The organism is Zhihengliuella flava (assembly GCF_015751895.1).
Lineage (GTDB): Bacteria > Actinomycetota > Actinomycetes > Actinomycetales > Micrococcaceae > Zhihengliuella > Zhihengliuella flava.
The window spans coordinates 2709685-2733782 of record NZ_JADOTZ010000001.1 but is presented as its reverse complement, the minus strand read 5'-3'; the positions used below and the strand labels follow the sequence as shown (position 1 = coordinate 2733782).

Annotated in this window: 21 protein-coding genes; 6 read left to right on the top strand and 15 right to left on the bottom strand. The window is 67.9% G+C overall.

The window, feature by feature from the left end:
- Positions 1-28: 28 nt before the first annotated feature.
- Both IW252_RS12495 and IW252_RS12490 read left to right on the top strand, forming a co-directional pair.
- Positions 29-2161 carry a 3-hydroxyacyl-CoA dehydrogenase NAD-binding domain-containing protein gene (locus IW252_RS12495; RefSeq protein WP_196836860.1) on the top strand — a complete coding sequence of 711 codons (2133 nt, stop codon included), beginning with the start codon at positions 29-31 and terminating at the stop codon, positions 2159-2161.
- Positions 2162-2213: 52 nt separating this feature from the next.
- The gene (locus IW252_RS12490) at positions 2214-2648 is read left to right on the top strand and encodes a Rieske (2Fe-2S) protein (protein WP_196836859.1); all 435 of its coding nucleotides are present in this window, start codon (positions 2214-2216) and stop codon (positions 2646-2648) included.
- On the opposite strand, the gene IW252_RS12485 is transcribed toward IW252_RS12490, so the two are convergent.
- The 5 genes from IW252_RS12485 to IW252_RS12465 form a co-directional block, all read right to left on the bottom strand.
- Positions 2645-4180, bottom strand: a complete 1536-nt coding sequence (locus IW252_RS12485) for an ABC transporter ATP-binding protein (protein WP_196836858.1) — start codon at positions 4178-4180, stop codon at positions 2645-2647. The two genes, IW252_RS12490 and IW252_RS12485, sit on opposite strands and share 4 nt — an antisense overlap.
- Positions 4177-4962 carry an energy-coupling factor transporter transmembrane component T family protein gene (locus IW252_RS12480; protein ID WP_196836857.1) on the bottom strand — a complete coding sequence of 262 codons (786 nt, stop codon included), beginning with the start codon at positions 4960-4962 and terminating at the stop codon, positions 4177-4179. The genes IW252_RS12485 and IW252_RS12480 overlap by 4 nt, the downstream gene beginning before the upstream one ends.
- Before the next feature lie 6 nt (positions 4963-4968).
- Positions 4969-5784, bottom strand: a complete 816-nt coding sequence (locus IW252_RS12475) for an ECF transporter S component (RefSeq protein WP_196836856.1) — start codon at positions 5782-5784, stop codon at positions 4969-4971.
- 81 nt (positions 5785-5865) lie between these two features.
- Positions 5866-6942, bottom strand: coding sequence for a nucleoside hydrolase (locus IW252_RS12470; protein ID WP_196836855.1), 1077 nt, complete (start codon positions 6940-6942; stop codon positions 5866-5868).
- Positions 6939-7910, bottom strand: a complete 972-nt coding sequence (locus tag IW252_RS12465) for an aldo/keto reductase (RefSeq protein ID WP_196836854.1) — start codon at positions 7908-7910, stop codon at positions 6939-6941. Before IW252_RS12465 ends, IW252_RS12470 begins: the two co-directional genes overlap by 4 nt.
- Before the next feature lie 174 nt (positions 7911-8084).
- Here IW252_RS12465 and argG point away from each other — a divergent pair, with 174 nt between their 5' ends.
- On the top strand, positions 8085-9512 hold the full coding sequence (gene argG, locus IW252_RS12460; protein ID WP_196836853.1) for an argininosuccinate synthase: 1428 nt from the start codon (positions 8085-8087) through the stop codon (positions 9510-9512).
- Positions 9513-9621: 109 nt separating this feature from the next.
- Here the strand turns inward: argG and IW252_RS12455 are convergent, their stop codons facing one another.
- The 6 genes from IW252_RS12455 to IW252_RS12430 form a co-directional block, all read right to left on the bottom strand.
- Positions 9622-10188 carry a hypothetical protein gene (locus tag IW252_RS12455; protein WP_196836852.1) on the bottom strand — a complete coding sequence of 189 codons (567 nt, stop codon included), beginning with the start codon at positions 10186-10188 and terminating at the stop codon, positions 9622-9624.
- Positions 10189-10197: 9 nt separating this feature from the next.
- Positions 10198-10881, bottom strand: coding sequence for a DUF402 domain-containing protein (locus tag IW252_RS12450; RefSeq protein ID WP_196836851.1), 684 nt, complete (start codon positions 10879-10881; stop codon positions 10198-10200).
- Between the two features lie 17 nt (positions 10882-10898).
- A complete protein-coding gene (dxs, locus tag IW252_RS12445; protein WP_231366008.1) occupies positions 10899-12929 on the bottom strand; it encodes a 1-deoxy-D-xylulose-5-phosphate synthase in 2031 nt (676 codons plus the stop codon).
- A 206-nt stretch (positions 12930-13135) separates the two neighbouring features.
- Complete coding sequence (gene acnA, locus IW252_RS12440; protein WP_196836849.1) at positions 13136-15844, bottom strand: aconitate hydratase AcnA; 2709 nt, start codon at positions 15842-15844, stop codon at positions 13136-13138.
- Positions 15845-15985: 141 nt separating this feature from the next.
- Positions 15986-17425, bottom strand: coding sequence for a class I SAM-dependent RNA methyltransferase (locus IW252_RS13760; RefSeq protein WP_196836848.1), 1440 nt, complete (start codon positions 17423-17425; stop codon positions 15986-15988).
- Positions 17422-19473 carry an APC family permease gene (locus IW252_RS12430; protein WP_196836847.1) on the bottom strand — a complete coding sequence of 684 codons (2052 nt, stop codon included), beginning with the start codon at positions 19471-19473 and terminating at the stop codon, positions 17422-17424. Before IW252_RS12430 ends, IW252_RS13760 begins: the two co-directional genes overlap by 4 nt.
- Before the next feature lie 150 nt (positions 19474-19623).
- On the opposite strand from IW252_RS12430, the gene IW252_RS12425 reads away from it, so the two are divergent.
- Positions 19624-20349 (top strand): potassium channel family protein, encoded by a 726-nt coding sequence (locus IW252_RS12425; protein ID WP_196836846.1) that lies wholly within the window; start codon positions 19624-19626, stop codon positions 20347-20349.
- The gene (locus IW252_RS12420; RefSeq protein ID WP_196836845.1) at positions 20346-21008 is read left to right on the top strand and encodes a potassium channel family protein; all 663 of its coding nucleotides are present in this window, start codon (positions 20346-20348) and stop codon (positions 21006-21008) included. The genes IW252_RS12425 and IW252_RS12420 overlap by 4 nt, the downstream gene beginning before the upstream one ends.
- 27 nt (positions 21009-21035) lie before the next feature.
- On the opposite strand, the gene IW252_RS12415 is transcribed toward IW252_RS12420, so the two are convergent.
- From IW252_RS12415 to dut, 4 genes are all read right to left on the bottom strand, one after another.
- Positions 21036-21755, bottom strand: coding sequence for a DUF3159 domain-containing protein (locus tag IW252_RS12415; RefSeq protein ID WP_196836844.1), 720 nt, complete (start codon positions 21753-21755; stop codon positions 21036-21038).
- Positions 21752-22189 (bottom strand): hypothetical protein, encoded by a 438-nt coding sequence (locus IW252_RS12410; protein ID WP_196836843.1) that lies wholly within the window; start codon positions 22187-22189, stop codon positions 21752-21754. Before IW252_RS12410 ends, IW252_RS12415 begins: the two co-directional genes overlap by 4 nt.
- A 4-nt stretch (positions 22190-22193) precedes the next feature.
- Positions 22194-22907: a DUF3710 domain-containing protein gene (locus tag IW252_RS12405; RefSeq protein ID WP_231366007.1), complete on the bottom strand. Its 714-nt coding sequence runs from the start codon at positions 22905-22907 to the stop codon at positions 22194-22196.
- Positions 22908-22997: 90 nt separating this feature from the next.
- Positions 22998-23465 (bottom strand): dUTP diphosphatase, encoded by a 468-nt coding sequence (gene dut, locus IW252_RS12400; protein WP_196836842.1) that lies wholly within the window; start codon positions 23463-23465, stop codon positions 22998-23000.
- A gap of 85 nt (positions 23466-23550) precedes the next feature.
- On the opposite strand from dut, the gene IW252_RS12395 reads away from it, so the two are divergent.
- Entirely contained in the window at positions 23551-24036 is a 486-nt protein-coding gene (locus IW252_RS12395) for a DUF3093 domain-containing protein (RefSeq protein ID WP_196836841.1), read from the top strand.
- The last annotated feature ends 62 nt before the right edge of the window (positions 24037-24098 follow it).

The window sequence follows — 24098 nt, the reverse complement described above, 5'->3', positions numbered from 1 at the left end:
GAGGCCGTACGTCGAAAGGATCCCGCTGATGACACAGGCACCCCCGCAGGACGACTTCACCCGCTTCGAGCCGCTGGCTTCAGAGGTCCCCGACGAGGTGGTGACCCATGCGCGCGTGAGCGATCATGCGCTGGCTGGAAAACGCACCGTGGCGCTCATCACCCTCGACAATGAGGCTGGCTCCCAGCGACCCACCACGCTCGGCCCCACCACCCTCATTGAGTTCGGGCGCACCCTCGTCGAGCAGCGCCGGCGCGCTGCAGCGGGAGAAATTCACGCGATCGCGGTGACCGGAAAGCCCGGTTTCTTCGTCGCCGGTGCCGACCTCTCCTCCGTCGCCGGCCTTCGTGACAGCGCGCTCGGCGGCCAGATGGCCGAGCTCGGCCACGCAGCCTACTCCGTGCTGGACGACGCCGGCGTTCCCACCTTCGCGTTCATCAACGGGGTCGCACTGGGCGGCGGCCTCGAGGTCGCCCTCGCGGCGAACTACCGCACCGTGGCCACTGGCGCCCGTGGCATCGGCTTGCCGGAGGCCTTCATTGGTCTGGTCCCCGGCTGGGGCGGCACGTACCGGCTCCCCCGGTTGATCGGACCGGAGTCGGGGCTCAAGGTGATGATCGAGAACCCCTTGAGCAACAACCGATCCCTGACCGGTCCCCAAGCCAGGGAGCTGGGCATTGCCGACGCCGAGTTCGCTGACGCGGATTTTCTGGAAGAATCCATCGCCTGGGCCGCCTCGGTCGTCGACGGTGCCGACGTACCGCGACCCCACGTCGTCGACCCGACCACTGACGACGGCGCCGCCCGCTGGGATGCCGCCTTGGCCCGTGCAGCACACTTCATCGAGGCCAAGATGTCCAACGCAGCGCCGGCCCCGCTCAAGGTGCTGGAGGTGATGAAGGCTGGCCAGCACCTGAGCCAAGCCGATGCCGTCCAGCTCGAAGTCGACGCGCTCATCGAGCTCATGGCAACCCACGAGTTCCACAACACGGTCTATGCGTTCCTCGAGTTGGTGCAGAAGCGGTCCAAGCGTCCCGCCGGCGTGCCGGAGGCCGAGCCTCGAGATCTGCGACGCATCGGCGTCGTCGGTGCGGGGCTCATGGCTGGCCAGTTTGCCCTCCTTTTCGCGACCCAGCTGCGCGTGCCGGTGACCATCACGGATTTGGACGCTGCACGCGTCGAGAAGGGGCTGGCTTACATTCACGGCGAGCTGGACAAGCGCGTGGCCAAGGGACGGCTGGCGGCAGAGGATGCTGAGGCCCTCAAGGGGCTCGTCACGGGCACCACTGACAAGGCGGACTTCGCCGACGCCGATCTGGTGATCGAGGCGGTCTTCGAGGAACTTGAGGTCAAGCAAAAGGTCTTCGCGGAGGTCGAGGCGGTCGTCTCCCCCGATTGCCTCTTAGCCACCAACACCTCCTCGCTGTCCGTGACTGCCATGGCTGACTCGCTGCAACACCCTGAGCGGCTCGTGGGCTTCCACTTCTTCAATCCTGTTGCTGTGATGCCGCTGGTGGAGATTGTCGCCACCCGACACACGAATGATTCCGCCGTCGCGAGCGCCTTCGCCTTGGCAAAGCACCTCCGTAAAACCGCTGTCCTCGTCCAGGATGCTGCAGCGTTCGTCGTCAATCGCATCCTGTTGCGCCTGATGGGAGAAATCCAGAACGCGTACGACGACGGCACGGACCCGGCCGTCGCGGACGGCGCGCTGCGGCCCATGGGCCTGCCGATGACTCCGTTTACCCTCCTCGCCATGGTGGGGCTGCCGGTCGCCCAACACGTCATGGAATCGCTCCATGCCGCCTTCGGCGATCGCTTCCGGGTCTCGGAGAATCTGCAGCGGCTCATCGAAAACAACATCGGCACCCTCTGGGAAGAGCAGGAAGACGGGACGCGCCGGATCCCCGACTCGACGACGGATCTGTTGACCTTCGGCGACTCGCCCTCGACCTCCGAAGAGCTGCTGCGGCGCACGCAGGACGCACTGGCCGAGGAGATCGGTCTCCTGCTGTCCGAGGGCGTAGTGTCCAGCCCCCGGGACGTCGACTTGTGCATGATCCTCGGGGCCGGGTGGCCCATGCACCTCGGCGGCATCACTCCGTACCTTGATCAGGTGGGTGCCTCGGAACGCGTGAACGGCCGCCCCTTTCACTCCTGATTCACAGGAGGCGCAGCGCACGCTCGGGACGGCGAAAAGATAGGCTGTGGCCATGACTGCTCCGCTGAAACGCCGCCGTGTTCTGGCTGCCGCTCCCGCCGTCGGCGCGGGGGCGGCACTTGCCGCTTGCTCTTCCTCGCCCAGCGCGACCCAGTCTCCTTCGACGGCCGCTCCTAGCCCGTCGGGAGACGGCGTCGTGGTCGCCAGCACCACCGAGCTGGCCCGCGGCACCAAACTTTCCGTCGAGGTCGAGGGGCGCAACTACCTGCTGTTCCGCCCGAGCGAAGCGGACGTGCTGGCCTATCGGGCCCTCTGCACGCACGGAGGATGCCAAGTCATGATCGGCAATGACGAGGTCTTCCAATGCCCGTGCCACAACTCCGAGTTCTCGCATGAAGCCGGCGCCCCCGTGGCTGGCCCAGCCGATCAGCCCTTGGAAAAGTTCGCCGCTGCCATCGACGGGGAGGACGTCCTCCTCTACGTCTAGGCTGGCCCCGGGCGTTCCGGCGCACGCATTCCACGGTGACCATCGCGGGTGTGTTCGGCACGCGCCCCCAGTTCCACAACGCGGTGTGCGTGGGTCGCGGCAAACCCGGAGTCATGCGTGCTCATGAGCACCGCCCCACCCCGCAACAGCACCCGATACATCTCCCGCACGAGAGCATCGCGGCCGTGCGCGTCGAGGGCCACGGTGGGCTCGTCCAGCAGCAGCACGTCCGGCTCGCGCAGCACGACGCACGCCAGCGCGACGAGCCGCTGCCGCGACGCGGGCAGTTCCGCGGGATGCTCGGCCACGACGTCGCCGAGCCCGAGCCGCTCTAAGACTGCCTGCACGGCTCTCTGGCGGTGCCGTCCTCGGTACCCGAAGCTCACCTCACGTTCCACAGTCCGTTCGAAGAGCTGATCGACCGGATGTTGAAGCAACAGGCCGACGTCGGCCGCCCGGACGGTGCCGCGCTCGGGGATGATCAGGCCAGCAATCGTCTTGAGCACGCTCGTTTTGCCGGCGCCGTTGGGGCCGAGGAGCGCCACCGCTTCTCCGCGGTCCACCGTCAGGTCAAACCCGGTCACCGCCGGCATGCTGGCCGACGGGTAGCGCACGCTGAGCCCCTCCAACACCAGCGCCGGGTCTGTAGACCCGGCAGTTTGCGCCGCGGTGGTAGTCGATGACGCACGAGCGCTGACCCGCGGCTGCTGCAGGTCGGCCTCCACCACCACGCCCGCGGCTGACGCCGCGCGCGCCAGCGCGCCGGGCCCGTCGAGGGCGCCCCAGCGCGCGGCCACGCGGCCTTCGTCGAGCACCATGGCAGAGTCCACCTCGGCGACCATGCGGTCTACGGCGTTACTGAGGATCACGATGGCGCAGCCCGCCGCTCGCAGGCGCTGCGCCATAACTGCCACGGCGTGTTGGCCACGCTGATCGAGACCAGCGAGCGGTTCGTCCAACACGAGCACGTCGGGCCGCTGCACGGCGAGCGCCCCGATGGCCACGAGCCGCTCCTGACCGCCGGACAGGCGATCGATCCGCTTGCCGAGCAGGTGCTCGAGGCCGAGCTCTGCGGCCGTGCACTGCACGGTGCGGATCATCTCCGCGCGGGATGTTCCGGCATTTTCGAGCGTGAACGCCAGTTCCTCGCGAACCGTCTCCCGGACCCCGGACAGATAGTGGCGCGCATCTTGGGGCAGCATCGCCACGCGGCGTGACCAGGCGGCGACGTCGATCCGAGGCGCCCCGGCGCCAGTGAAGGCCACGCGCTGATCACCGAGGCGAAAATCGGCCACAAGCCGATCGGCGTCCGGCGTGAGGCCCGGCGCTGTCCCTCGTTCCGCAGAGTCGCGGACGTCCCGCGGCAAGTGGCCAGCGAGCACGGCTCCCGCGGTGGATTTCCCGCTCCCGGCGGGGCCGACGAGCGCCGTGACCGATCCGGGCGCCAGGGTCACCTCGAGTCCGCAGAGCGCTGGCCGCGGCGCCTCGGCATAGGAAAAGGACTCGATGTGAGCGGCGAAGAGGGGTTTCACGGCGCGCCACCGAGCACGCCGGCCCCGGAGAGGAGCGTGAGGACGCTCGGGCCGCCTAAGATGAGCGCGGGGCCGAACGCGGCGACCGTCAGGGCGATCACCCGGGCCCGACGCTGGGCCACCGAGTCCCGTACCCGGCGCAGCCGAGTGATCCTTTGCCGCGGTGGAAAGCCCCGGGCGGCCAAGTGCGGTGCCCGCGCCACCGCGTCCTGCACCGAGGCGCTCGCCAAGGGAACGGCCCGTGCCCGGAGCCGGTCCCACCACCCGGCGGGACCGCGTCGCGGAACAACGCCGCGCAGTGCTTGGGCCTCATCGATGGCCCGTGCCCGGGCCCTGAAGGCCGGAACCGCGGACAAGGTCGCTGCCGCGAGGTAGCCGAGCTGGGGCGGCGCGGGCGAGGAATCCACGGCGGCGATGAGATCGTGCCGGTCGATGAACAGCGCGGCTGTCACCCCGACCACCACGACCACGGCGAGGCGCAAGCCCAGCTGCCCGGCCACCGTGAGCCCTTCCGCGTTCACGTGGAGGGGCCCGATGTCGACCAGCACGTGGGGTCCCGGGGTGGCCACGCCATGGATCAGGAGTTGCGAGCCCCAGGCGGGCAGGACGACGGCGCCGGCCGCGAGAGCGAGCGGGCGCAACCGTCCGGCGCGCCCGGCCAGCACGCCGCACGCCACGATCACGGCGGCACTGACCCAGGGCTGGCCGAGTGCCACCGTCGTCGTGATGACGGCAGCGGCGACCGTCAAGACCGTGAACGGGTGCAGGGCTCCTACGCGCATGTCTTCCTAGCGCTCCCCTCGCTGTGGTCCATGCCCAAGCACCCGGTACTGACGGACGAAGCCGAACGCGTGGCTCACGCGACGCGGCACGGCGTACAGCAGGAGGGCGACCGCAAGGAACACGATCGCCTTGTCCCCGGGATCGGAGAGCAAAGCCTGCTTGGTAATCGATCCGAGCAGTGAGTCGCCCATGGCCCGGAAAGCCGAGACCAGAGCACCGGTACCCACACCCGCGGTGCCGCCAAAGACGAACGCGGCAACAGGCGCGGAGATGAGGGCCGCGAGGACGCCGGTCAGCGCGCCGGCGATCGGGGCGAGGTATACCCGGCGTACCGCGCCATAGCGCGCGGCGGTTCCCGCGAGGAAGCCGACGACGGCGGCGCCCGCGGCGAAGGGTAGGACGGTGGGGTTAAACAGGGACCAGACGAGTGTGCCGAGCACCCCCGTGGCGGCACCAGCACGCCGTCCGGCCAGGAATCCCACCAAGACGGTCCCCACCGAGTCGAGGTAGAGCGGCACGAGCGTCGATCCCACGAATTGCCCGAGCACGATGTTGAGGGCCAGAGCCACGGGAATGAGGGTCAGAGCCGCGCGGGGCAGCTGGGGCAACGCAGCCATCAAGAGACAGACGGCGCCGAGCAGGTATGCGGCGAAGGCGGCCAGCGCGACGCCATTGCCCAGGCCATCGATCAGGGTGGCCGGCTGGGTCAGCACGAGCGCGCTGTACGTCGCGGCGAGGATCAGAATTCCCGCCGCAGTCAGCAGGCGCCCGCGATGGCGGTGCGACGCCGCGGCGCGCGGCAGGATCAGGGTTTCGGACATAGGGAACCTCACGGTCGGCGGAAGGCGTGCGGTAGCCGCACGCCGGGGCGGCCCTATGTCACCTCGAGCCGAGGACCGATTCTAGCCGTTCCGATACCGCCGCGCGAAGTGGCCCACTCGCTCCACAAGTTCTGCGAAGCCCGCCTCGGGGTCATTCCATGTCACGACGCGGGCGTTGGCGGGGCGCTGCCACAATCCGCGAAAGTCGGCCACCGTGGTGCCGTAGAGCAACGGTGCCTCGGTTTCGACGTCGACGGTCGCCGCACGCGTGCGGTACTCCAGTGTCCCCGCGGCGACTCCGGCGGCGAAGTAGTCGTGCACGTGAGCGATGAAACCTTGGTCGTACGCCCGGTGAAACTCGAAGTAGAACCGGAGGGCGTCGGACAAGTAGCGGATCAACGGGTTGGAGGAGGTACTGCGCGCGCCGGCGGCGTCGTCCTCGTGGACCCGTTCTGGCTCGGCACCGGACGACGACGCCAGGCGGCCGACGAGGTCTGGCCGCAGCTCATACCGCTCCGTCGCCTCGAGAGAGCACAGGATCGGCAGCTGCTCGTCCGGCAGCCCCGCCTGAGCTGCCTCCTCGTAGGCGGCGAAGACCTCCTTGAAGGCGTGAGGATCCACGTGCGTATTCCACTCGGCCGTCGGGGTCGTATTGCCCGGGTAGTAGAAGGCGCCACCCATGATGACCACGGACTTCAGCAGCCACGGCAGGCGGGGTTCTGCGCGCAGGGCCAGCGCGAAATTGGTGAGCGGCGCGGTCAGGAGCGCGGTCAGCTCGCCGGGCCGGGCCCGGGCGGCCTCGACCCAGTGGGCGACGGCGTCGTCCCCCACCACGCTGCCTGGTCCGCCCGGGAACGCGGCGGCGGGAAGCTCGGCATAGCCGACTCCCTGCGGCCCATGCGTCTCCGGCGTCGTCACCAGATCCGCAACCAGCGGGGCGCGGGCTCCGATGCGCACCGGCACGTCCTCGCGCCCACAGAGCCGCAGCAGCGCCCGATTATTGGCCGCGACTTGGTCAGCGTCGACGTTGCCCGGCGTCGCGGTGACGGCCACGATGTCCACGTGATCGCACGCGGCGAGGTAGGCCAGCGCCAGCGCGTCATCAATCCCCGTGTCGTTGTCGATCAGCAGGCTGAGCGGGGCGTGAGGTCCGGTCAAAACGGCGCGATCTTCTCAGGCGCAGGGAAGATCTCCTCCAGCTCAGCGAGGTCCTCGGCGGTCGGTGTCCACGTCAGAGCTGCGGCGTTGTGCGTGACCTGCTCCGGCGTCGTCGCGCCCGCAATCACACTGGTCACGGCCGGCCGCGAGGCCAGCCACGAGAAGGCGACCACGGTGGGGCTGATTCCGCGCGCTGCGGCGAAGGAGGCGAACCGCTCGATCTGGTCCCAGTCCGTGGAGGCGAGCTTGTCCTGACGGTTTTCGAGCCGGCTGCCCGCCGGCGCTTGCCCGCCCGAGTACTTGCCCGTGAGCAGTCCGGAGGCCAGCGGAAAGTAGGGCAGCACGCCGAGCCCGAAGGCCTCGGCCGCCGGCAGCACCTCGAGCTCCGCGCGGCGGTCGAGGAGGTTGTAGTGCGATTGGCTGGAAATAAAGCGGCTGGTCCCGCGCATCCGAGCCGTGAACTCGGCCTCAGCGATCTGCCAACCGGCCCGATTGGAATGACCGATGTAGCGCACCTTGCCAGCGCGCACCGCGTCATCGAGAGCGTCGAGCGTTTCCTCGATGGGCGTCTGCGCGTCCGGGGTATGAAACTGGTAGAGGTCGATGTAGTCCGTCCCGAGGCGTCGCAGCGAGGCGTCGATGGCTTGGGTGACGTACCGTCGCGAGCCCCGGGCACCCCCATCGGCCCCGTTGGCGCCGGCCACGTCCATCCCAAACTTGGTGGCGACCACCACCTCCTCGCGCCGCGAGCCGAGCGCTGCACCCAGGCGCCGCTCGGAGAGGCCCGGCTCGGCGCCGTAGCTATCGGCCGTGTCGAACAGCGTCACGCCGGCGTCCAGCGCGGCGTGGACGACGGCGTCGGTCCCTTCCTGCGTGGACGTTGCCGCGCCGCTGCGCCCGAGGTTGTTGCAGCCCAACCCGACGACGGAGACGGCCAGTCCGGAGCGTCCCAAACGACGATGTTCCATGAGTTTTTCCTCGATTTCTCTGGGTCGTACGACGTCGTCGTCAGCCTATCGCTGCCGCTGCCGCCGCGCCGTATTGTCCCGTGCGTGCCACTCGCACCCCACCGTTTATGCATAGTCATTCACAGTCGCGCATAAAAATTGTTTTTGGCGCGTCAACGCTTTAGGATCGAGAGCATGTCTAAAGTCCTCACCTCCCTCCCGGTCGGCGAAAACGTCGGCATCGCCTTCTCCGGTGGCCTCGATACCTCCGTCGCTGTGGCCTGGATGCGCGACAAGGGCGCCGTCCCGTACACGTACACGGGCGATCTTGGCCAGTATGACGAGTCGAATATCGCCTCGATTCCCAGCCGCGCGCTGGAGTACGGTGCCGAGAAGTCGCGCATGGTCGACTGCAAGCCGTTGCTCGTCGAGGAGGGCCTCGTGGCCCTCGCCTGCGGTGCATTCCACATTCGCACTGGCGGCAAACCGTACTTCAACACCACCCCGCTGGGCCGAGCCGTCACCGGCACCCTGCTGGTGCGCGCGATGCGCGAGGACGGCGTCGACGTCTGGGGCGACGGCTCCACCTACAAGGGCAACGACATCGAGCGGTTTTACCGCTACGGCCTGATGGCCCACCCCAACCTGCGGATCTACAAGCCGTGGCTGGACCCGCAGTTCGTCCACGAGCTCGGCGGCCGCCAAGAGATGAGCGAGTGGATGACGGAGCACGGCTTCCCGTACCGTGACTCCGCTGAGAAGGCCTACTCCACCGACGCCAACATTTGGGGCGCGACCCACGAGGCCAAGACGCTGGAATTCTTGGATACCTCCCTTGAGACCGTGGAACCCATCATGGGCGTGAAGTTCTGGGACGAGTCGGTCCAGATCCCCGCCGAAGACGTCTCCATCCGGTTCGAGTCCGGCCGCCCGGTGGCCATCAACGGCACCGAGTTCACCGACGCCGTCGCACTGGTCCTCGAGGCCAACACCATTGGCGGGCGTCACGGCCTCGGCATGACCGACCAGATCGAGAACCGCATCATCGAGGCAAAGTCCCGCGGTATCTACGAGGCACCGGGCATGGCGCTGCTGCACATCGCCTACGAGCGCCTGCTCAACGCCATCCACAACGAGGACACGGTCGCCACCTACCACGAGCAGGGCCGCCGCTTGGGACGCCTGATGTATGAGGGCCGCTGGCTGGACCCGCAGTCCCTCATGCTGCGCGAATCGATCCAGCGCTGGGTCGGCTCCGCGGTCACCGGCACCGTCACCCTGCGCCTGCGCCGCGGCGACGACTACACCATCCTCAACACGGAAGGCCCGGCGCTGAGCTACCACCCGGAGAAGCTCTCGATGGAGCGCGTTGGGGACGCGGCGTTCGGTCCCATCGACCGCATTGGCCAACTCACCATGCGCAACCTGGATATCGCCGATTCCCGCACCCGCTTGGAGCAGTACACCACGTCCGGCCTGGTCGGCGGCGCCACGGGCGAGCTGATTGGCGACATGGAGGCTGGCGGCGCCGAGGCCATTACCGGCGGCACCCAGGTCACGGCGGACGACGTCGCCGCGGATGAGGCTCTGGAGCGCGCCTCGTTTGACACCGGAACGGACTAAGTCCGGCGCGGGGCGGACTGCCTCGTCGACGCCCGAAGGGGCCCGATTCACAGGGTGAATCGGGCCCCTTCGGCGCAGGCTCGGGAAGGACCTGGCCAGCGGCCGGCGACTAGTCCAGCGTGAACGGTTTCGGCGGCGTCGGGTGCTTCTGCTTGAGCGCGTCCTTCTGCCCAAACGGGGCCACGGCGATGCGCAGTTTGGACAAGTCCAGATTGTTTTCCCGGACAGCCGTCTTGATGGCGGTGACCACCTTCTTGGGGTCCGGCGTGAGCACGTGCAGGTTGAGCGTCCCTGTGCCGTAGGTGGCGTCCTCGAGCGTGCCGAGCCCGCGCCACGCCAAGTGCCCCGTCAGCACGGTCAAGGCCGTCTCCTTCAGGCGCTCCGCGTAGGCGCCCTCCGTCTTGACGGGCCACTGGGCGATCGCCCAAAACTGTTCGGTCTCCGGCAGGTCCGCGTAACCATCCTCGGCGCACTGGGCCTCGAACGCAGCGAGCAGCCCGGCGCCGGTTTCCTGATCCACGTCCTTAACGTCCTGGGTGGTGGACAGGTTGCCCACGGCGCCGTGATTGATCACGAACTGTCCCGTGCCCGCATCGTCGTCGTACTCCTCGTACCACGCCTCGCGAAAATCGAGGCTGCCGTCCGCCGCGCGGCGGAAGAGCCGGCTGATCGCCATGGTGTCTCCTTAAGTGGTGGGTGCTGAGGCGGCTGGGCGCCGCCCGTCATCTTCTGGCTTCGCGGACGACGACGCAGCCCGCCGCGCCGCGTTCAGCCAGTCCAGCGCGGTGCGGGAAGTGCCGTCCTCTACGGCAGCGAAAACGCCGCGCCCCTCGCTCACGGCGGCGACCAGTTCCTCCGCTCCGGCACGCAATAGTGCTGTCAGCTCGGCGGGGTACCCATAGTCGATGCGGTGCTGCTCAAACTCGTCCTCGTCGTCGAGATAGACCCCGCGCGTCGTCGAGCGCACGACGTCGAGATCCATGTCGACCGAGTGGACCTCCCAACCGTGCGGGGCCAGCGGACGCCAGCCGATGTGCGTGGAGACGTCGATGTAGACCCTGAAGTCCCCCGGATGGCTCGCGTCGTAAAAGGTGGCCACCCACTGGTCCGTCTCAACGTCAGCGCCGGCTCCTCGGTGCGGGATCAGGCACACCGCGTCCGACTCGGCAAAGAACGCCGCTCCCGGACGGGCGACGAAGGCCCCGCCCGGCTGGAAAATCCAGTGCCCGGTGCGATCCGCGCCGAGGTACGTTCCCGGAACGACCCAGTGCGGGCCCGCGTCGAACTTCCACGCGCGAGCGACCACGAGGTCACCGGGATGGATGCCCTCGGGCGCGGCGCGCACATCGGCCGGAAAGGGCGTCGGCATGGACACGGCGCGGCGCATCAGAGCTGCGGCAGCTGGCCGGTAGGCAGTTCCTGACCCGCCAGCGGACGGGCGAACGGGACTTTAGTGCCGAGCACTTGGGCCAGCGTGTCTTGGGCGATCTGCCGGGCCGTGACACCCGCGCGCTCGAGCACCTGCGCGCGGCTGCCGTGGGCGAGGAACTCGACCGGCAGGCCGACCTCGTTCAGGGCCGTGTCCACGCCCGCGGCTCGCATCTCCTGCCGGATCCTCGCACCGACGCCCCCGGCACGGACACCGTCCTCAATGGACACCACTAAGCGGTGCCGAGCCGCCATCGAGACGATGGAACCGGGCACGGGAAGCGCCCAGCGCGGGTCCACCACGGTCGAGCTGATCCCTTGGGCCTCGAGCCGTTCGGAGACCTCCAGCGCGGTGGCGGCCATCGTCCCGACGCCGACCAAGAGGACGTCCCGCTCGTCACGGCCCTCGCGCGCGTCCGGCTTCGCCGTGCCGCGCCGCGCCAGGACATCCACGCCGTCCGCCAAACGCTCGAGGGCCTGAATCGGCTCCCCCACCGTTCCCTTGGAGAAGCGGACCACCGTCGGCGCATCGTCCACGGCCACGGCCTCTCGCAACTCCTCGCGGAGCGTCTCGGCATCCCGCGGCGCCGCAATGTGGATGCCGGGGACCGACTGGAGCAGGGACAAATCCCACATGCCGTGGTGGCTGGGGCCGTCCGGCCCCGTCACGCCCGCCCGGTCAAGGACCACCGTGACACCGGCCCGGTGCAGAGCAACATCCATCAACAGTTGGTCGTACGCCCGGTTCAAGAAGGTCGCGTAGATCGCGACCACCGGGTGCAATCCGCCAAAGGCGAGCCCCGCAGCGCTGGTCAGGGCGTGCTGTTCTGCGATCCCCACGTCGATGACGCGGTCCGGATGGCGCTCCGCCATGGTTTTCAGGCCGACGGGGATAAGCATGGCGCCGGTAATGCCGACGATGTCCGCGCGCTCGTCCGCGATCGCGGCAATCTCTTCGCCGAAAACGCTGGTCCACGAGGCGGCACCACCGGCGGCGAGCGGTTCACCCGTCGTCGGGTCAATGACGCCCACGGCGTGAAACTGGTCCGCCTCGTGAGCGCGGGCGGGAGCGTAGCCGCGCCCCTTCTCGGTCAGGGCGTGGACAATGACGGGACCCTCGTAAGCCTTCGCCTGGGCGAGGGCCTCCTCGACGACGGCCTGATCATGGCCATCGATGGGGCCGATGTACTTGAGCCCTAGGTCCTCGAACAGGCCCTGCGGAGCCCACCAGTCCTTAATGCCCTTCTTTGCCGCGTGGAGCGATTTATAGGCAAAACGGCCGACCGTCCCGCCGTTCTGGAGGCGGTGCTTCACGGCGTCGAGGGTGTCCTCGTACACCGGGAGCGTCCGCACCTTGTCGATGGTCTTCTGGCGCAGCTGACCCAGGTGGTTGGCGAGTCCGCCGATGGTCGGTGCGTAGGAGCGGCCGTTGTCGTTGACCACAATCACGACTTTTCGGTCCTTGTCCGCGGCGATGTTGTTCACGGCTTCCCATGCCATGCCGCCGGTCAGGGCACCGTCACCGACGACGGCGACCACGTAGCGGTCCCCTTCACCGGTGAGGACCCGCGCGCGGGAAATTCCGTCGGCCCACGAGAGGGAGCTAGACGCGTGGGAAGACTCGACGATGTCGTGCTTCGACTCGGCGCGGTCCGGGTAGCCCGCTAGGCCGCTTTCCTGGCGGAGCGTGTCAAAGTTTTGCCGCCCGGTCACCAGCTTGTGCACATAGGACTGGTGGCCCGTGTCGAAAACGAGCGAATCCCGCGGCGAATCGAAGACGCGGTGCAAGCCCAGGGTCAGCTCCACCACGCCGAGATTGGGGCCGAGGTGCCCGCCCGTGCGGGCGACGTTAGCCACGAGGAAGCGGCGGATCTCGGCAGCGAGGTCCCGCATCTGCTCCTCATCGAGAGCGCGCAGATCGCGTGGTTCACCAATGGACTCCAGCAGTGACACTCGGATTCCTCTCCCCCTCGGCACGTTCCGCGGCATTCGCCGCGGTCTTCATCGTCCAATCCTAGCCGCCTGAGCGGCACAGGCCATCCCGCGCCTCTGCTCCTGCGCGCCCCCTACTCCTGCGCACCACGCACTCGTGCTGGCCCGACGCCGAGACGCGCCAGCCCCGAGACGCGCCAGGGCGGGCCAGAATTCCTCTGGCCCGCCCTGGCGTCTCTTCGTTGCGGCGCACGCGCCGCCGATTAGTTAGCGGAGATCTGCCGCAGCACGTACTGCAGAATGCCGCCGTTGCGGTAGTAATCGGCCTCGCCCGGGGTGTCGATGCGCACCACGGCGTCGAAGTCGATGGTCGACCCGTCTTCCTTCGTGGCGGTCACCGCGAGCGTCTTGGGGGTCGTGCCCTCGTTGAGCTCGGTGATGCCAGCGATGTCGAACGACTCCGTGCCGTCCAGGCCCAACGAATCCGCGGACTCACCGGCCGGGAACTGCAGCGGCAGCACGCCCATACCAATGAGGTTCGAGCGGTGGATGCGCTCGAAGGACTCGGTGATGACGGCCTTCACGCCGAGCAGCGCGGTGCCCTTGGCAGCCCAGTCGCGCGACGAGCCGGAGCCGTACTCCTTGCCGCCCAAGACGACCAGCGGGGTGCCGGCAGCCTTGTAGTTCTGCGCGGCGTCGTAGACGTAGGCCTGGGGTGCTCCGTCGACCGTGAAGTCACGGGTAAAGCCGCCCTCGACGCCGTCCAGCAGCTGGTTCTTGATGCGGATGTTCGCGAACGTACCGCGGATCATGACCTCATGGTTGCCGCGGCGGGAGCCGTAGGAGTTGAAGTCCTTGCGGTCCACGCCGTTCTCCAGCAGGTAACGCCCCGCCGGGGTGTCCGACTTGAAGGAACCGGCCGGCGAGATGTGGTCCGTGGTGACCGAGTCGCCGAGCTTCAGCAGCACGCGAGCACCGGAGATGTCGGAGACGGGCTCCGGGGTGGCCTGCATGCCCTCGAAGTACGGGGGCTTGCGCACGTAGGTGGAATCCTCGGCCCACGCGAAGGTGTCGCCGGCCGGGGTATCCAGCTGCTTCCAGCGGTCGTCGCCGTCGAAGACGCCGTCGTACCCCTTGGCGAACATGCCCTCGTCGATCGACGCGGCGATGGTCTCCTCGACCTCCGTCGGCTTCGGCCAGATGTCGCGCAGGAAGACGTCGTTGCCGTCAGCATCCTGGCCCAGTGCGTCGGCTTCGAAGTCGAAGTCCATCGAGCCGGCCAGCGCGTAGGCGATGACCAGCGGCGGCGACGCCAGGTAGTTCATCTTCACGTCCGGGTTAATGCGGCCCTCGAAGTTTCGGTTACCGGAAAGCACCGAGGTCGCGGCCAGGTCGTTGTCCTGGATCGCCTTGGAAATCTCCGGCTCGAGCGGGCCGGAGTTGCCGATGCAGGTGGTGCAGCCGTAGCCGACGATGAAGAAGCCCAGCTTCTCGAGGAACGGGGTCAGGCCGGACTTCTCGTAGTAGTCGGTGACGACCTTCGAGCCCGGAGCCACCGAGGTCTTGACCCACGGCTTCGACGTCAGGCCCTTCTCCACGGCGTTCCGGGCCAGCAAGGCCGCGGCCAGCATGACCGACGGGTTGGAGGTGTTGGTGCAGGACGTGATCGAAGCGATCGAGACCAATCCGTGATCGATCGCGAACTCGCGCCCATCCTCCATCGTGACGTCCACCGAGGTGGACGGACGGCCAACGTTGAGCTCGTCCGCAGCGCCCTCGGCGGTGTAGTTGAGGATGTCCTTGCGGAACTGGTCCTTGGCGCTGGTCAGCTCGATACGGTCCTGCGGTCGCTTCGGTCCAGCGATGGACGGCACCACGGTGGACAGGTCCAACTCGAGGTACTCGGAGAAACGTAGCTCACGGGACGGGTCATGCCACATGCCCTGCTCCTTGGCGTACGCCTCGACGAGAGCAATGTTCTCCTCGGAGCGGCCGGTCAGGCGCAGGTAGTCGAGCGTGACGTCGTCGATCGGGAACATCGCGGCCGTGGAGCCGAACTCCGGGGACATGTTGCCGATCGTGGCGCGGTTGGCCAACGGCACCTCGGCCACACCCTCACCGTAGAACTCGACGAACTTGCCCACGACACCGTGATCGCGGAGCATCTCGGTGATGGTGAGCACCACGTCCGTCGCGGTCGCACCGGCCGGGATGGAACCAGCCAGCTTGAAGCCCACCACGCGCGGGATGAGCATGGAGACCGGCTGGCCCAGCATCGCTGCCTCGGCCTCGATGCCGCCCACGCCCCAGCCCAGCACGCCCAGGCCGTTGACCATGGTGGTGTGGGAGTCGGTGCCAACGCAGGTGTCCGGGTAGGCGCGCAGCACGCCGTCGACCTCGCGGGTCATCACGGTGCGCGCCAGGTACTCGATGTTGACCTGGTGCACGATGCCCGTGCCCGGGGGCACGACCTTGAAGTCGTCGAACGCGGTCTGGCCCCAGCGCAGGAACTGGTAACGCTCGCCGTTGCGCTCGTACTCAATCTCCATATTGCGCTCGAGCGCACCGGCATTGCCGAAGGCGTCGATCTGCACCGAGTGGTCAATGACCATCTCGGCCGGCGCCAGCGGGTTCACGCGGGAGGCGTCGCCGCCGAGTTCCTTGACGGCCTCACGCATGGTGGCGAGGTCCACCACGCAGGGCACGCCCGTGAAGTCCTGCATGATGACGCGGGCCGGGGTGAACTGGATTTCGGTGTTGGGCTGGGCGTCCTGATCCCAACCACCCAACGCGCGGACGTGGTCCGCCGTGATGTTGGCACCATCTTCGGTGCGCAGCAGGTTCTCCAGCAGAACCTTCAGGCTGTAGGGAAGGCTTTCGGCGCCCTCGACGGCATTCAGCCGGTAAATCTCATATTCCTTGCCACTGACGTCAAGAACGCCCTTGGCTCCAAAACTGTCCACATTGCTCACTGGGACTCCTCTCGCCAGATTTTCATCTTTATTGCACGCACTATCTGGCGCCAGTTAGGAAACCCTAACCAACACAAGACGGATGGATCGCGGCAGAGCTTCTGCCATCCTATCCACAATCGCGCCGGCAAGCTGCCCCAGTTACACCCGCACGAACCGCCCGATCGTCTCCACGTGGTGAGTGTTCGGGTAGAGGTCGAGCGCCCGCACCGCCTCGAGCCGATAGCCCCTGCGCTCGAAATCCGCGGCATCACGGGCGAATGAGGCGGGATCACAGGAGACATAGGCGATCCGGCGTGCCTGCGTGCGCGCGATTTGGTCGACGCCAGCGCGGCCTGCTCCCGCGCGTGGCGGATCCAGCACGACGGCGTCAAGTCGCCCCGTCTGGCCCGCCTGCCGGCCGCGCCGCTGCTGCCCCTCCGCGGACCCCGCATGCCCCCACCGCGTGGTCTCCGTGCGCAGGGTTTTCTCCACCCGCCCCTGCGCGATGATCGCTTGCGGGTAGGAGTGGACGTTGCGCCTGGCGTCCCGGCTGGTGCCGGGCGCCCCCTCGATCGACAGCACGAGGCCCCGTTCTCCGACAGCCTCGGCCACCGGCACCGTGAAGAGCCCGGCGCCCGCGTAGAGATCGGCGATCCGCTCTCCCGGCTGCGGATCAAGGTAGTTCAGGACGGCCTCGGTCAGTGCTGCGGGTGCGGCCCGGTGAATCTGCCAAAACCCCTCGCCCGTGACGCGGTAGGCGTGCACGCCGCCGTCAGGCAGGCTCACCCGCTCGGTGAGCCACGTGCGCCCCGCTACGCGCTGCAAGGAACCGCTACCGTCGGCCGCTGCGCCGGTTTCCTGGGTCAGGAGGCCGAGGGAGGCCTGCTGCGAGAACTGTTCAGCGACGGCTCGGGCCGCTGCCTGCTCGGCCGGGCCGCGGAGGCCGGGCCGCGGCACGAGGAGGATCAGCGCCTCGCCCGACCCCGCCGGGGCGGCGATTTCCACGCGCTCGAACCCAGAGAAGTTCGCTGCCCACGGCTGCAGGCGTTGGATCTCGGCGCTCGCAAGCGGCATATTGGTCAGCGGCACCAGTGCTTCCGAACGGTGCGGGTGCATCGCCAGCTTGCCCTGCTCCGTCACGGCAAAGGCCATGCGGGTCCGCCATTCGATCCCCCGCGAGTTCTCCCCCGGTGCTGCCTCCACGCCGGCAAATCCGCGCTCGAGCGCGTCGATCTGACCCAAGCGTTGCAGCTGTTCGCAGACGACGTCGGATTTCAACTGCCGCTGAGCGGCCAGATCGATGTGCCCGAACTCGGCACCGCCGAGGGGTTCCACGCCCGCTCGCGCCGCGGCTAAGGCGTCCGCTTGGTCCCAGACGTGCTCGCGGCGGTCCGCACTGGCCTCGAGCACCTCGGCCACGTCACCACGCCAGAATCGGGCGCCGTCGTCGTGCTCCGTGACGCGGACCCGCACCCGCTCCCCCGGCAGGCCATGCCGGACGAAGATCACTCGCCCCTCGTGACGGGCGACGAAGTGCCCGCCGTGCGCGACGGGGCCGACCGTGAGCTCTACTACGGGGGCGTCAAGGGTGCTGGTCACGAAGCTTTTCCGTCCGTCGATTCGGTGTGTTGAGGCGGGTCGGCTGCGGGGCCCGCTGCGTCGCTGGCGCCGAAATCGTCCTCGAAGATGGCGCGGCTATGCGTGCTCTCGGACAGCTGCCACGGCACGGAGGCCACCACCACCCCAGGCTCAAAGTGGAGGCGCGCCTTGATCCGCAGGGCCGTTTGATTGTGCACCAGCTGCTCCCACCAGCGTCCCACCACGTACTCGGGGACGTACACGACCACGAGGTCACGCGGAGCATCACGCTTGATGCCCTTGATGTAGTCCAGTAGGGGCGGCGCCACCTCGCGGTACGGCGAGGCCAAGACGGTCAAGGGAACGGGAATGCCGAGGTCCTGCCACTTCTGCACGGCCTGGGCGGTGCGTTCCTCGTCCGTATCGACGACGATCGCATCCAGCTTGGAGGGCCGGCTGGCCCGCGCGAAGGCCAGCGCCCGCAGGACCGGCTTGCGGACCGAGGAGACCAGAATGATCGCGTGCACCCGGGCCGGCAGGGCCTTCGTCTTGGTCTCCGGATCCACGGCCAGTTCCCGATCCACCGCCTCGTAGTGTCGATGGAGGGAATACATGATCAGGTAGAGCAAGACGATCGCGACGAGGGCCAGCCACGCTCCGTGGACAAACTTGGTCACCAAGACGACCACGAGGACGGCCGCGGTGAGCACGAAGCCCACGAGGTTCAGCAACCGCGAACGCACGATCTTAGCCCGCGCCGGTCGGCTCGGAGTCTGCACATACTTGCGCTTCCAGTGCTTGAGCATCCCCGCCTGACTCAGCGTGAACGCCACGAAGACGCCGACCACATACATCTGAATCAGGCCCGGCAGGTGGGCGTCGAACAGGAGGACGAGGACAATGGCGGCGATGGCGAGGGCCAGGATGCCATTGCTATAGCCAAGACGGTCACCTCGCGTGCGCAGCTGGCGCGGCAGGTAGCCGTCCGTGGCCAGCAGCGAGGCGAGAAAGGGGAAAGACTTAAAGGCGGTCGAACCCGCCGTCCACAGCACCCAGATCGTCAGGACCAGAATCAACGCGTAGCCCAAGCTTGCGGGGCCAAAGACGGCCATCGCGAGCTGTCCCAGCACGGGAATCTGGAAGTAGTCCTCCGGGATCGGGCCGCCGTCGAGCCGCAGCGCCTCGTGCGGGTATTCGACCAGGCGAACGCCCGTTGTCTCAGCCAGAAACAGCGTGCCCAGCGTCAGGACCGCCGCGAGGATCCCGAGCCAGACGAGGACGGAGGCGGCCGTCTTGGCGCGGGGCCGGGCCATCTCGTGAACCGAGCTCGACGGCGCTTCGATGCCGGTCAGCGCCGCAGATCCAGTGGAGAAGGCCCGCAGCAGGAGCAAGGCTCCAAAGAAGCCCGTCAGCCCCTCCTCAAATTGCGCCTCGGGTGCCACGGTGAAGGAGGCGCTGGGGGCCAACCCCAGCTGCCCCGTGGCGGCCAAGAGCGAGCCGACAATCAGCATGGTCAGGATGCCGGCAATGAACAGGTACGTCGGTAGCACTTGAGTCCACCGGGAACGACCGAAACCGCGCAAGCTCACGAAGGCCAGCAAGGCGACGCCCCACGCGGCGATCTCACCCCGGTGGCCTTGCAGGGCCGGGAGGGCCGCCACGAGGTAGTGTGCCGCCGCCGACATCGAAACGGCCACCGTGAGGACGAAGTCGATGAGCAGGGCAGCGGCCGCCGTCGTGCCGGCTCGCGGGCCGAGATTGGTGCTGGCGATGATGTAGTCCCCGCCGCCACGCGGATAGGCGCGAATGGACTGGCGGTAGGACGCGATGATCACAAACATGACCACCATGACGGCGATGCCGATGTAGGGCGAAAAGTGAATGGCGCTCAGGCCAGCGATCGCCAGCGTCAACAAAATCTCATCGGGCGCATAGGCGACAGACGACAGCGCATTTGAGCTCAGCTTGCCGAGGCCAGAGAACCGCTTCAACGGCTGCTGCTTCAGGCTTTCCGTCTCAAACGGCCGCCCGACCAGGACGCGCTTGAGCGCTTCGAGAAACGTCAACACTTCGTCAAAGTTAGCCGTTCGCGCAGGGTCTGTCATTCCCCAGCCCCGCGCGTGGCCGCGCCATGAGCCGGGCAGCCATGACAAACTAGAGGCAATTCTGGATCGGCGGAGGTCAAATCCGCCCAGCGGGCAGCAAGCGAAAGGGCAAACATGCCGCATTTCGTCATCATGGGGGCCGGACGCGTCGGGGTGACGCTCGCCCATACCCTCGACGAAGCCGGGCACACCGTGGCAATCATCGACCAAGACGAGCGCGCGTTCCGGCGGCTCGGCCGCCGCTACGGCGGCCGGCGCGTCACGGGGGTCGGGTTTGACCGGGAGACCCTTGAACGCGCCGGGATCGAAGACGCATACGCCTTTGCCGCCGTCTCAAGCGGGGACAACTCGAATATCCTCGCCACGCGCGTCGCTCGCGAAACATACGGCGTCCCCCACGTGGTGGCCCGCATCTATGATCCGGGGCGCGCGGAGATCTATCAGCGCCTCGGGATCCCCACGGTCGCCGCGGTTCGCTGGAGCGCCGATCAGGTGCTGCGCCGCATCCTGCCGGAAACCGGTGTTCAAGGAGACTTCCGCGAGGCCTCCGGGCGGTTGCTGTTGGGCGAAGTGAGCGTGCACCGGGACTGGTACGGCAAGCTCATTACCGACATCGAGACGGCCGCCCAGGTACGCGTGGCCTACCTGACCCGGTTTGGCCAGGGCATGATTCCCACACCCAAAACGCGCCTGCAAGAGGGCGACATCCTGCACGCCATGATGCCCGTTGATTCAACGCGCGAGATCGAACGCACGCTCTCGGCCGCCCCGTCCCGCCTGCCGGGTGCCGCGCGCCGGGCCATCGCGGAGGCCGAGGCCGGCCACGAGGAGGAGAAGTGAAAGTCGTCATCGTGGGTGCGGGCAGCGTCGGCTCGTCCATCGCTAAGGAGCTCTTGGGACACGGCCACAGCGTCCTGCTCATCGACGCCAAGCCTGAGTCGCTCGGCCGCAGCGACCTCTCGGAGGCCGAGTGGCTCATCGGGGACGCCTGCGAGCTCAGCGTGTTGCAGGATGCCGAGCTTGACTCGGCTGACGTCGTCGTCTCGGCCACCGGTGATGACAAGGTCAACCTCGTGGTCTCCCTGCTCGCCAAGAGCGAGTTCGGGATCCGCCGCACCGTCGGCCGCGTCAACAACCCGAAGAACGACTGGATGTTCGACGATTCGTGGGGCGTCGACGTCGCCGTGAACACGCCGCGGCTCATGACTGCACTGGTGGAGGAGGCCGTCGAGATCGGTGACCTGGTTCGGCTGCTGACGCTGCGCACGGGTGAAACGTCGATGGTCGAGTTCACGGTGCCATCCGACTCGAAACTGATCGGTCAGACCCTCGGGTCCATTCAGTGGCCGGAAGACACCGTCGTGGTCGCCCTGCTGCGCGACGATGTTCCGATCGTGCCGAGCCCGGACGACGTCATCGAGGGAGGGGACGAGGTGTTCTTCATTACCGCGATCTCCGCCGAAGACGACCTGCGCGGGGCATTGCGCGCCGCGGACTGACCCCGCCCCACCACCGGTGGGGCGGCCTCACTCGCCGGAGGCCTGCGCCGTCTTCTGGTCCGAGCCCTGCGGCCGGGACAGCATCCACGCGACCCACAGTCCCATGGCGTACAACGGGACGCCCATGATCAGGCGCGCCGAGCCGAGGGCGGCCAAGGCTCCGGCGTCGTTCGCTGCCGCAAAATACAACGGCAGCTGGACCGCGAGGCGCGCCGCGAAGACGGCCACAATGCACCACGTGGCGATGGCGTAGGCTCGCTGGCGCGGGCGCTGGCTCCGCCACTGTAGGCCCTCACCGCGGATGAATCCGAAAACCAAGCCCATGAGGGGCCACTTCACGAAGATGGAGACCATCAGCGCGGCACCGTAGGCAATGTTCGTGAAAAATCCCGGCACGTAGAACCCCCGGGCTTCCCCGGTGGTCCGGGAAAAGAGAGCGCAAATGACTACCCCACCGAGGCCGGTGAGCGCCTGCGTGAGCGGCTGTCGCTGAACGAGGCGAATGACCGTGAACACCGCGGCGACGCCGAGGGCGCCGATGAGGGCCGCATTGAGCTGCATGGTGACGGTAAACGCCACGATGAAGACCAGCCCCGGCACGATGGCCTCCACGAGGCCCCGCCAGCCGCCAATCGTACCGAGCACATCAACTTGACCATCCGCGCTGCGACGCACGCCCGCGCTGGCAGCCACTTGGCGAGCCACGTCCTCGCGCGAGTGCTGTTGGGGTTCCTCGGAACCACTCATGAGGGACTTTTTCCTTTCACGTGCGCGTCAACCTGGCGCTTGGTGGTGAGCCGGTCCGTCAATTCCCGCCGCGAGGCCAGAATTTCGTAGTTGGGGTCATACATCACCGGGACCCGCTTCTGCCGGGACAACGCCCCAATCACGCGGATCCACACCCCCTGCTCGACGCCCGGTACCCGGCGTTGACCGTGCCATACCACCAGCATGCGTGGAGCCGGTGCGCGCCGCCCACCCGGGCCGGCAGGCGCATCGATGATGCTGGCCACGAATTCCGGGGCATCGGTGGCGGCCGCATACCGGACGTACTCCACGAACCCACCCGTCACGACACGCCCACGCTCCGGAATGTCCGCGATGCTCGTGCACTGTTCGACCCCGGCGAGTGGCTGGCCGGCACCGGTGGAGACGTCCGCGATGTTGCGCAGATCTGCCACGGGGCTAGCCGATCTCGGTGATTTCCGGGCCGCGTTCGGGGGGCTTCGGCGCGGCGTTGCGGTCGGCGTCGGAGCCCTGCTGTTGCTCGGCCGTCCGCGGGGTCGCCCCCTCCGGGACCTTCAGCGGCAGCAGCTCGGACGGAGGCATGGGCGACTCGCCCCGATCCACGATGGCCAATTCCATGCGCTCTTCCAGAACACGCGCCTTCTCCCGGTCGAGCGCGGCCGGGCCGCCGATGACTCCGCGCAGGAACCATCGGGGGCCGTCAAAGCCGAGGAAGCGGGCGACCATGACACCCTGCGTGCCGTCGGGGCGTTTGGCGGGCACGCGCGCGACGAGTTCGTCACCGAAACGGCCCGTGATGGTGTCAACTTTGCCGCCCTGCTTGTCGATCCCGGCGGCAATCTGCTCCTGGATGCGCGGCCAAAGCCCCTCGGACTTGGGTGCGGCAAAGACCTGAAGCTGAATCCGAGACCCGTCCATCTCCAGCGCGACGGCGATCACTCGCTTCGTCTTGTCCTCGATCTCTAGGCGCATCTGCATGCCCTCGACGGGCAGCACGCGCAGCGATCCAAGGTCAATGTACGCATCGTTCTCGGGTGCCTCGGCAGCGTCGAAGGGCCCGCGTGCCGCATCCTGCTCGGTCGCCTGTTCAGCCGCCACCCCCGGTTCCACTGGGGCCTCATCCGTGCGCTTCTTGCGCTTGAAAATCATCATGCTCCTCGCGCCGGCGCGCCGGCTCTTCGCGTTCTTAACGCCCGCACGGCGCGCACACAGCACGTCAGGGGGCTCTGGCTAACGGTAGCGCTAGTGGGGCTGCGCCCCGAACCCGCCCGTGGATCCGAATCCCCCGGAGCCCCGGGCTGAGTCGGCCAGCCGATCGACGGGCACAAAGCGAGCCGTCTCCACCTTCTGGATCACCAGCTGGGCGATCCGGTCGCCACGGCGCAGCTCGATCGTTGCCTCGCGGTCCGTGTTGAGTAGGGTCACCGCAATCTCCCCGCGGTACCCGGCGTCGACCGTGCCCGGCGCATTCACCACCGTCAGCCCGTGCTTGGTGGCCAACCCTGAACGGGGGTGGATCAGGCCCACATACCCGAAGGGCAGGGCCAGCGCCACGGCCGTCGGCACCAATGCGCGCTCCCCCGGCGCGAGCGTCACGTCGACGCGCGCGCGCAAGTCGGCTCCGGCGTCGCCCGGGTGGGCATACGACGGCGGCTCGATGCCGTCGTCGAGCAAGGTCAGCTCGACGTCGAGGGTGGCTTCGGCGCTCATGGGGGAGACTCTCCTACGGGCTGGGGTGCGGCTGCCCACATCACTCTAGTCACTTTCCACGCCCGCGTGAATCTAGACTGGTGACATGCCTGATTCGTCCGCTTCATCCCCTTCGCCCACTCACCCGACCTTCCGCGAGTACCTCTGGCCTGCTTGGTGGATCTGGATTGTGCTGCTCGGAACCGGCGGCGCCGCCTACGTCATGTTCGCCCCCATCAGCGTCGGCGCCGGCCTGACTGCAGGCATCGTGGTGGCTGCCCTGCTGGTCGTGGTCCTCATCAATCACACGATGACGTCCGGCCGCATCGAAGTGGACGAGCAGTGGGTCCGGGTGGGCCGGGCACGGATCGAACGGCGGTTCATCGGCGACGTGGCCGCGTTCCGCGGCGAGGACGCCCACGCCGCACGCGGTCGCGACCTCAACGGGACCGCCTACATGTGTTTCCGCGGGTGGATCGACCCGGTGGTGACCCTCCAGGTCACCGATCCCGAGGACGCCACCCCCTACTGGATCACGAGCACGCGGCGCCCTGACGAACTCCTCGCCGCGCTCGACTCCTCCGGCAGCTAAACCACCGGGCCCGTCCGGTAGAGACGACGGCGCCGCTCACCACAGGAGGTGAGCGGCGCCGT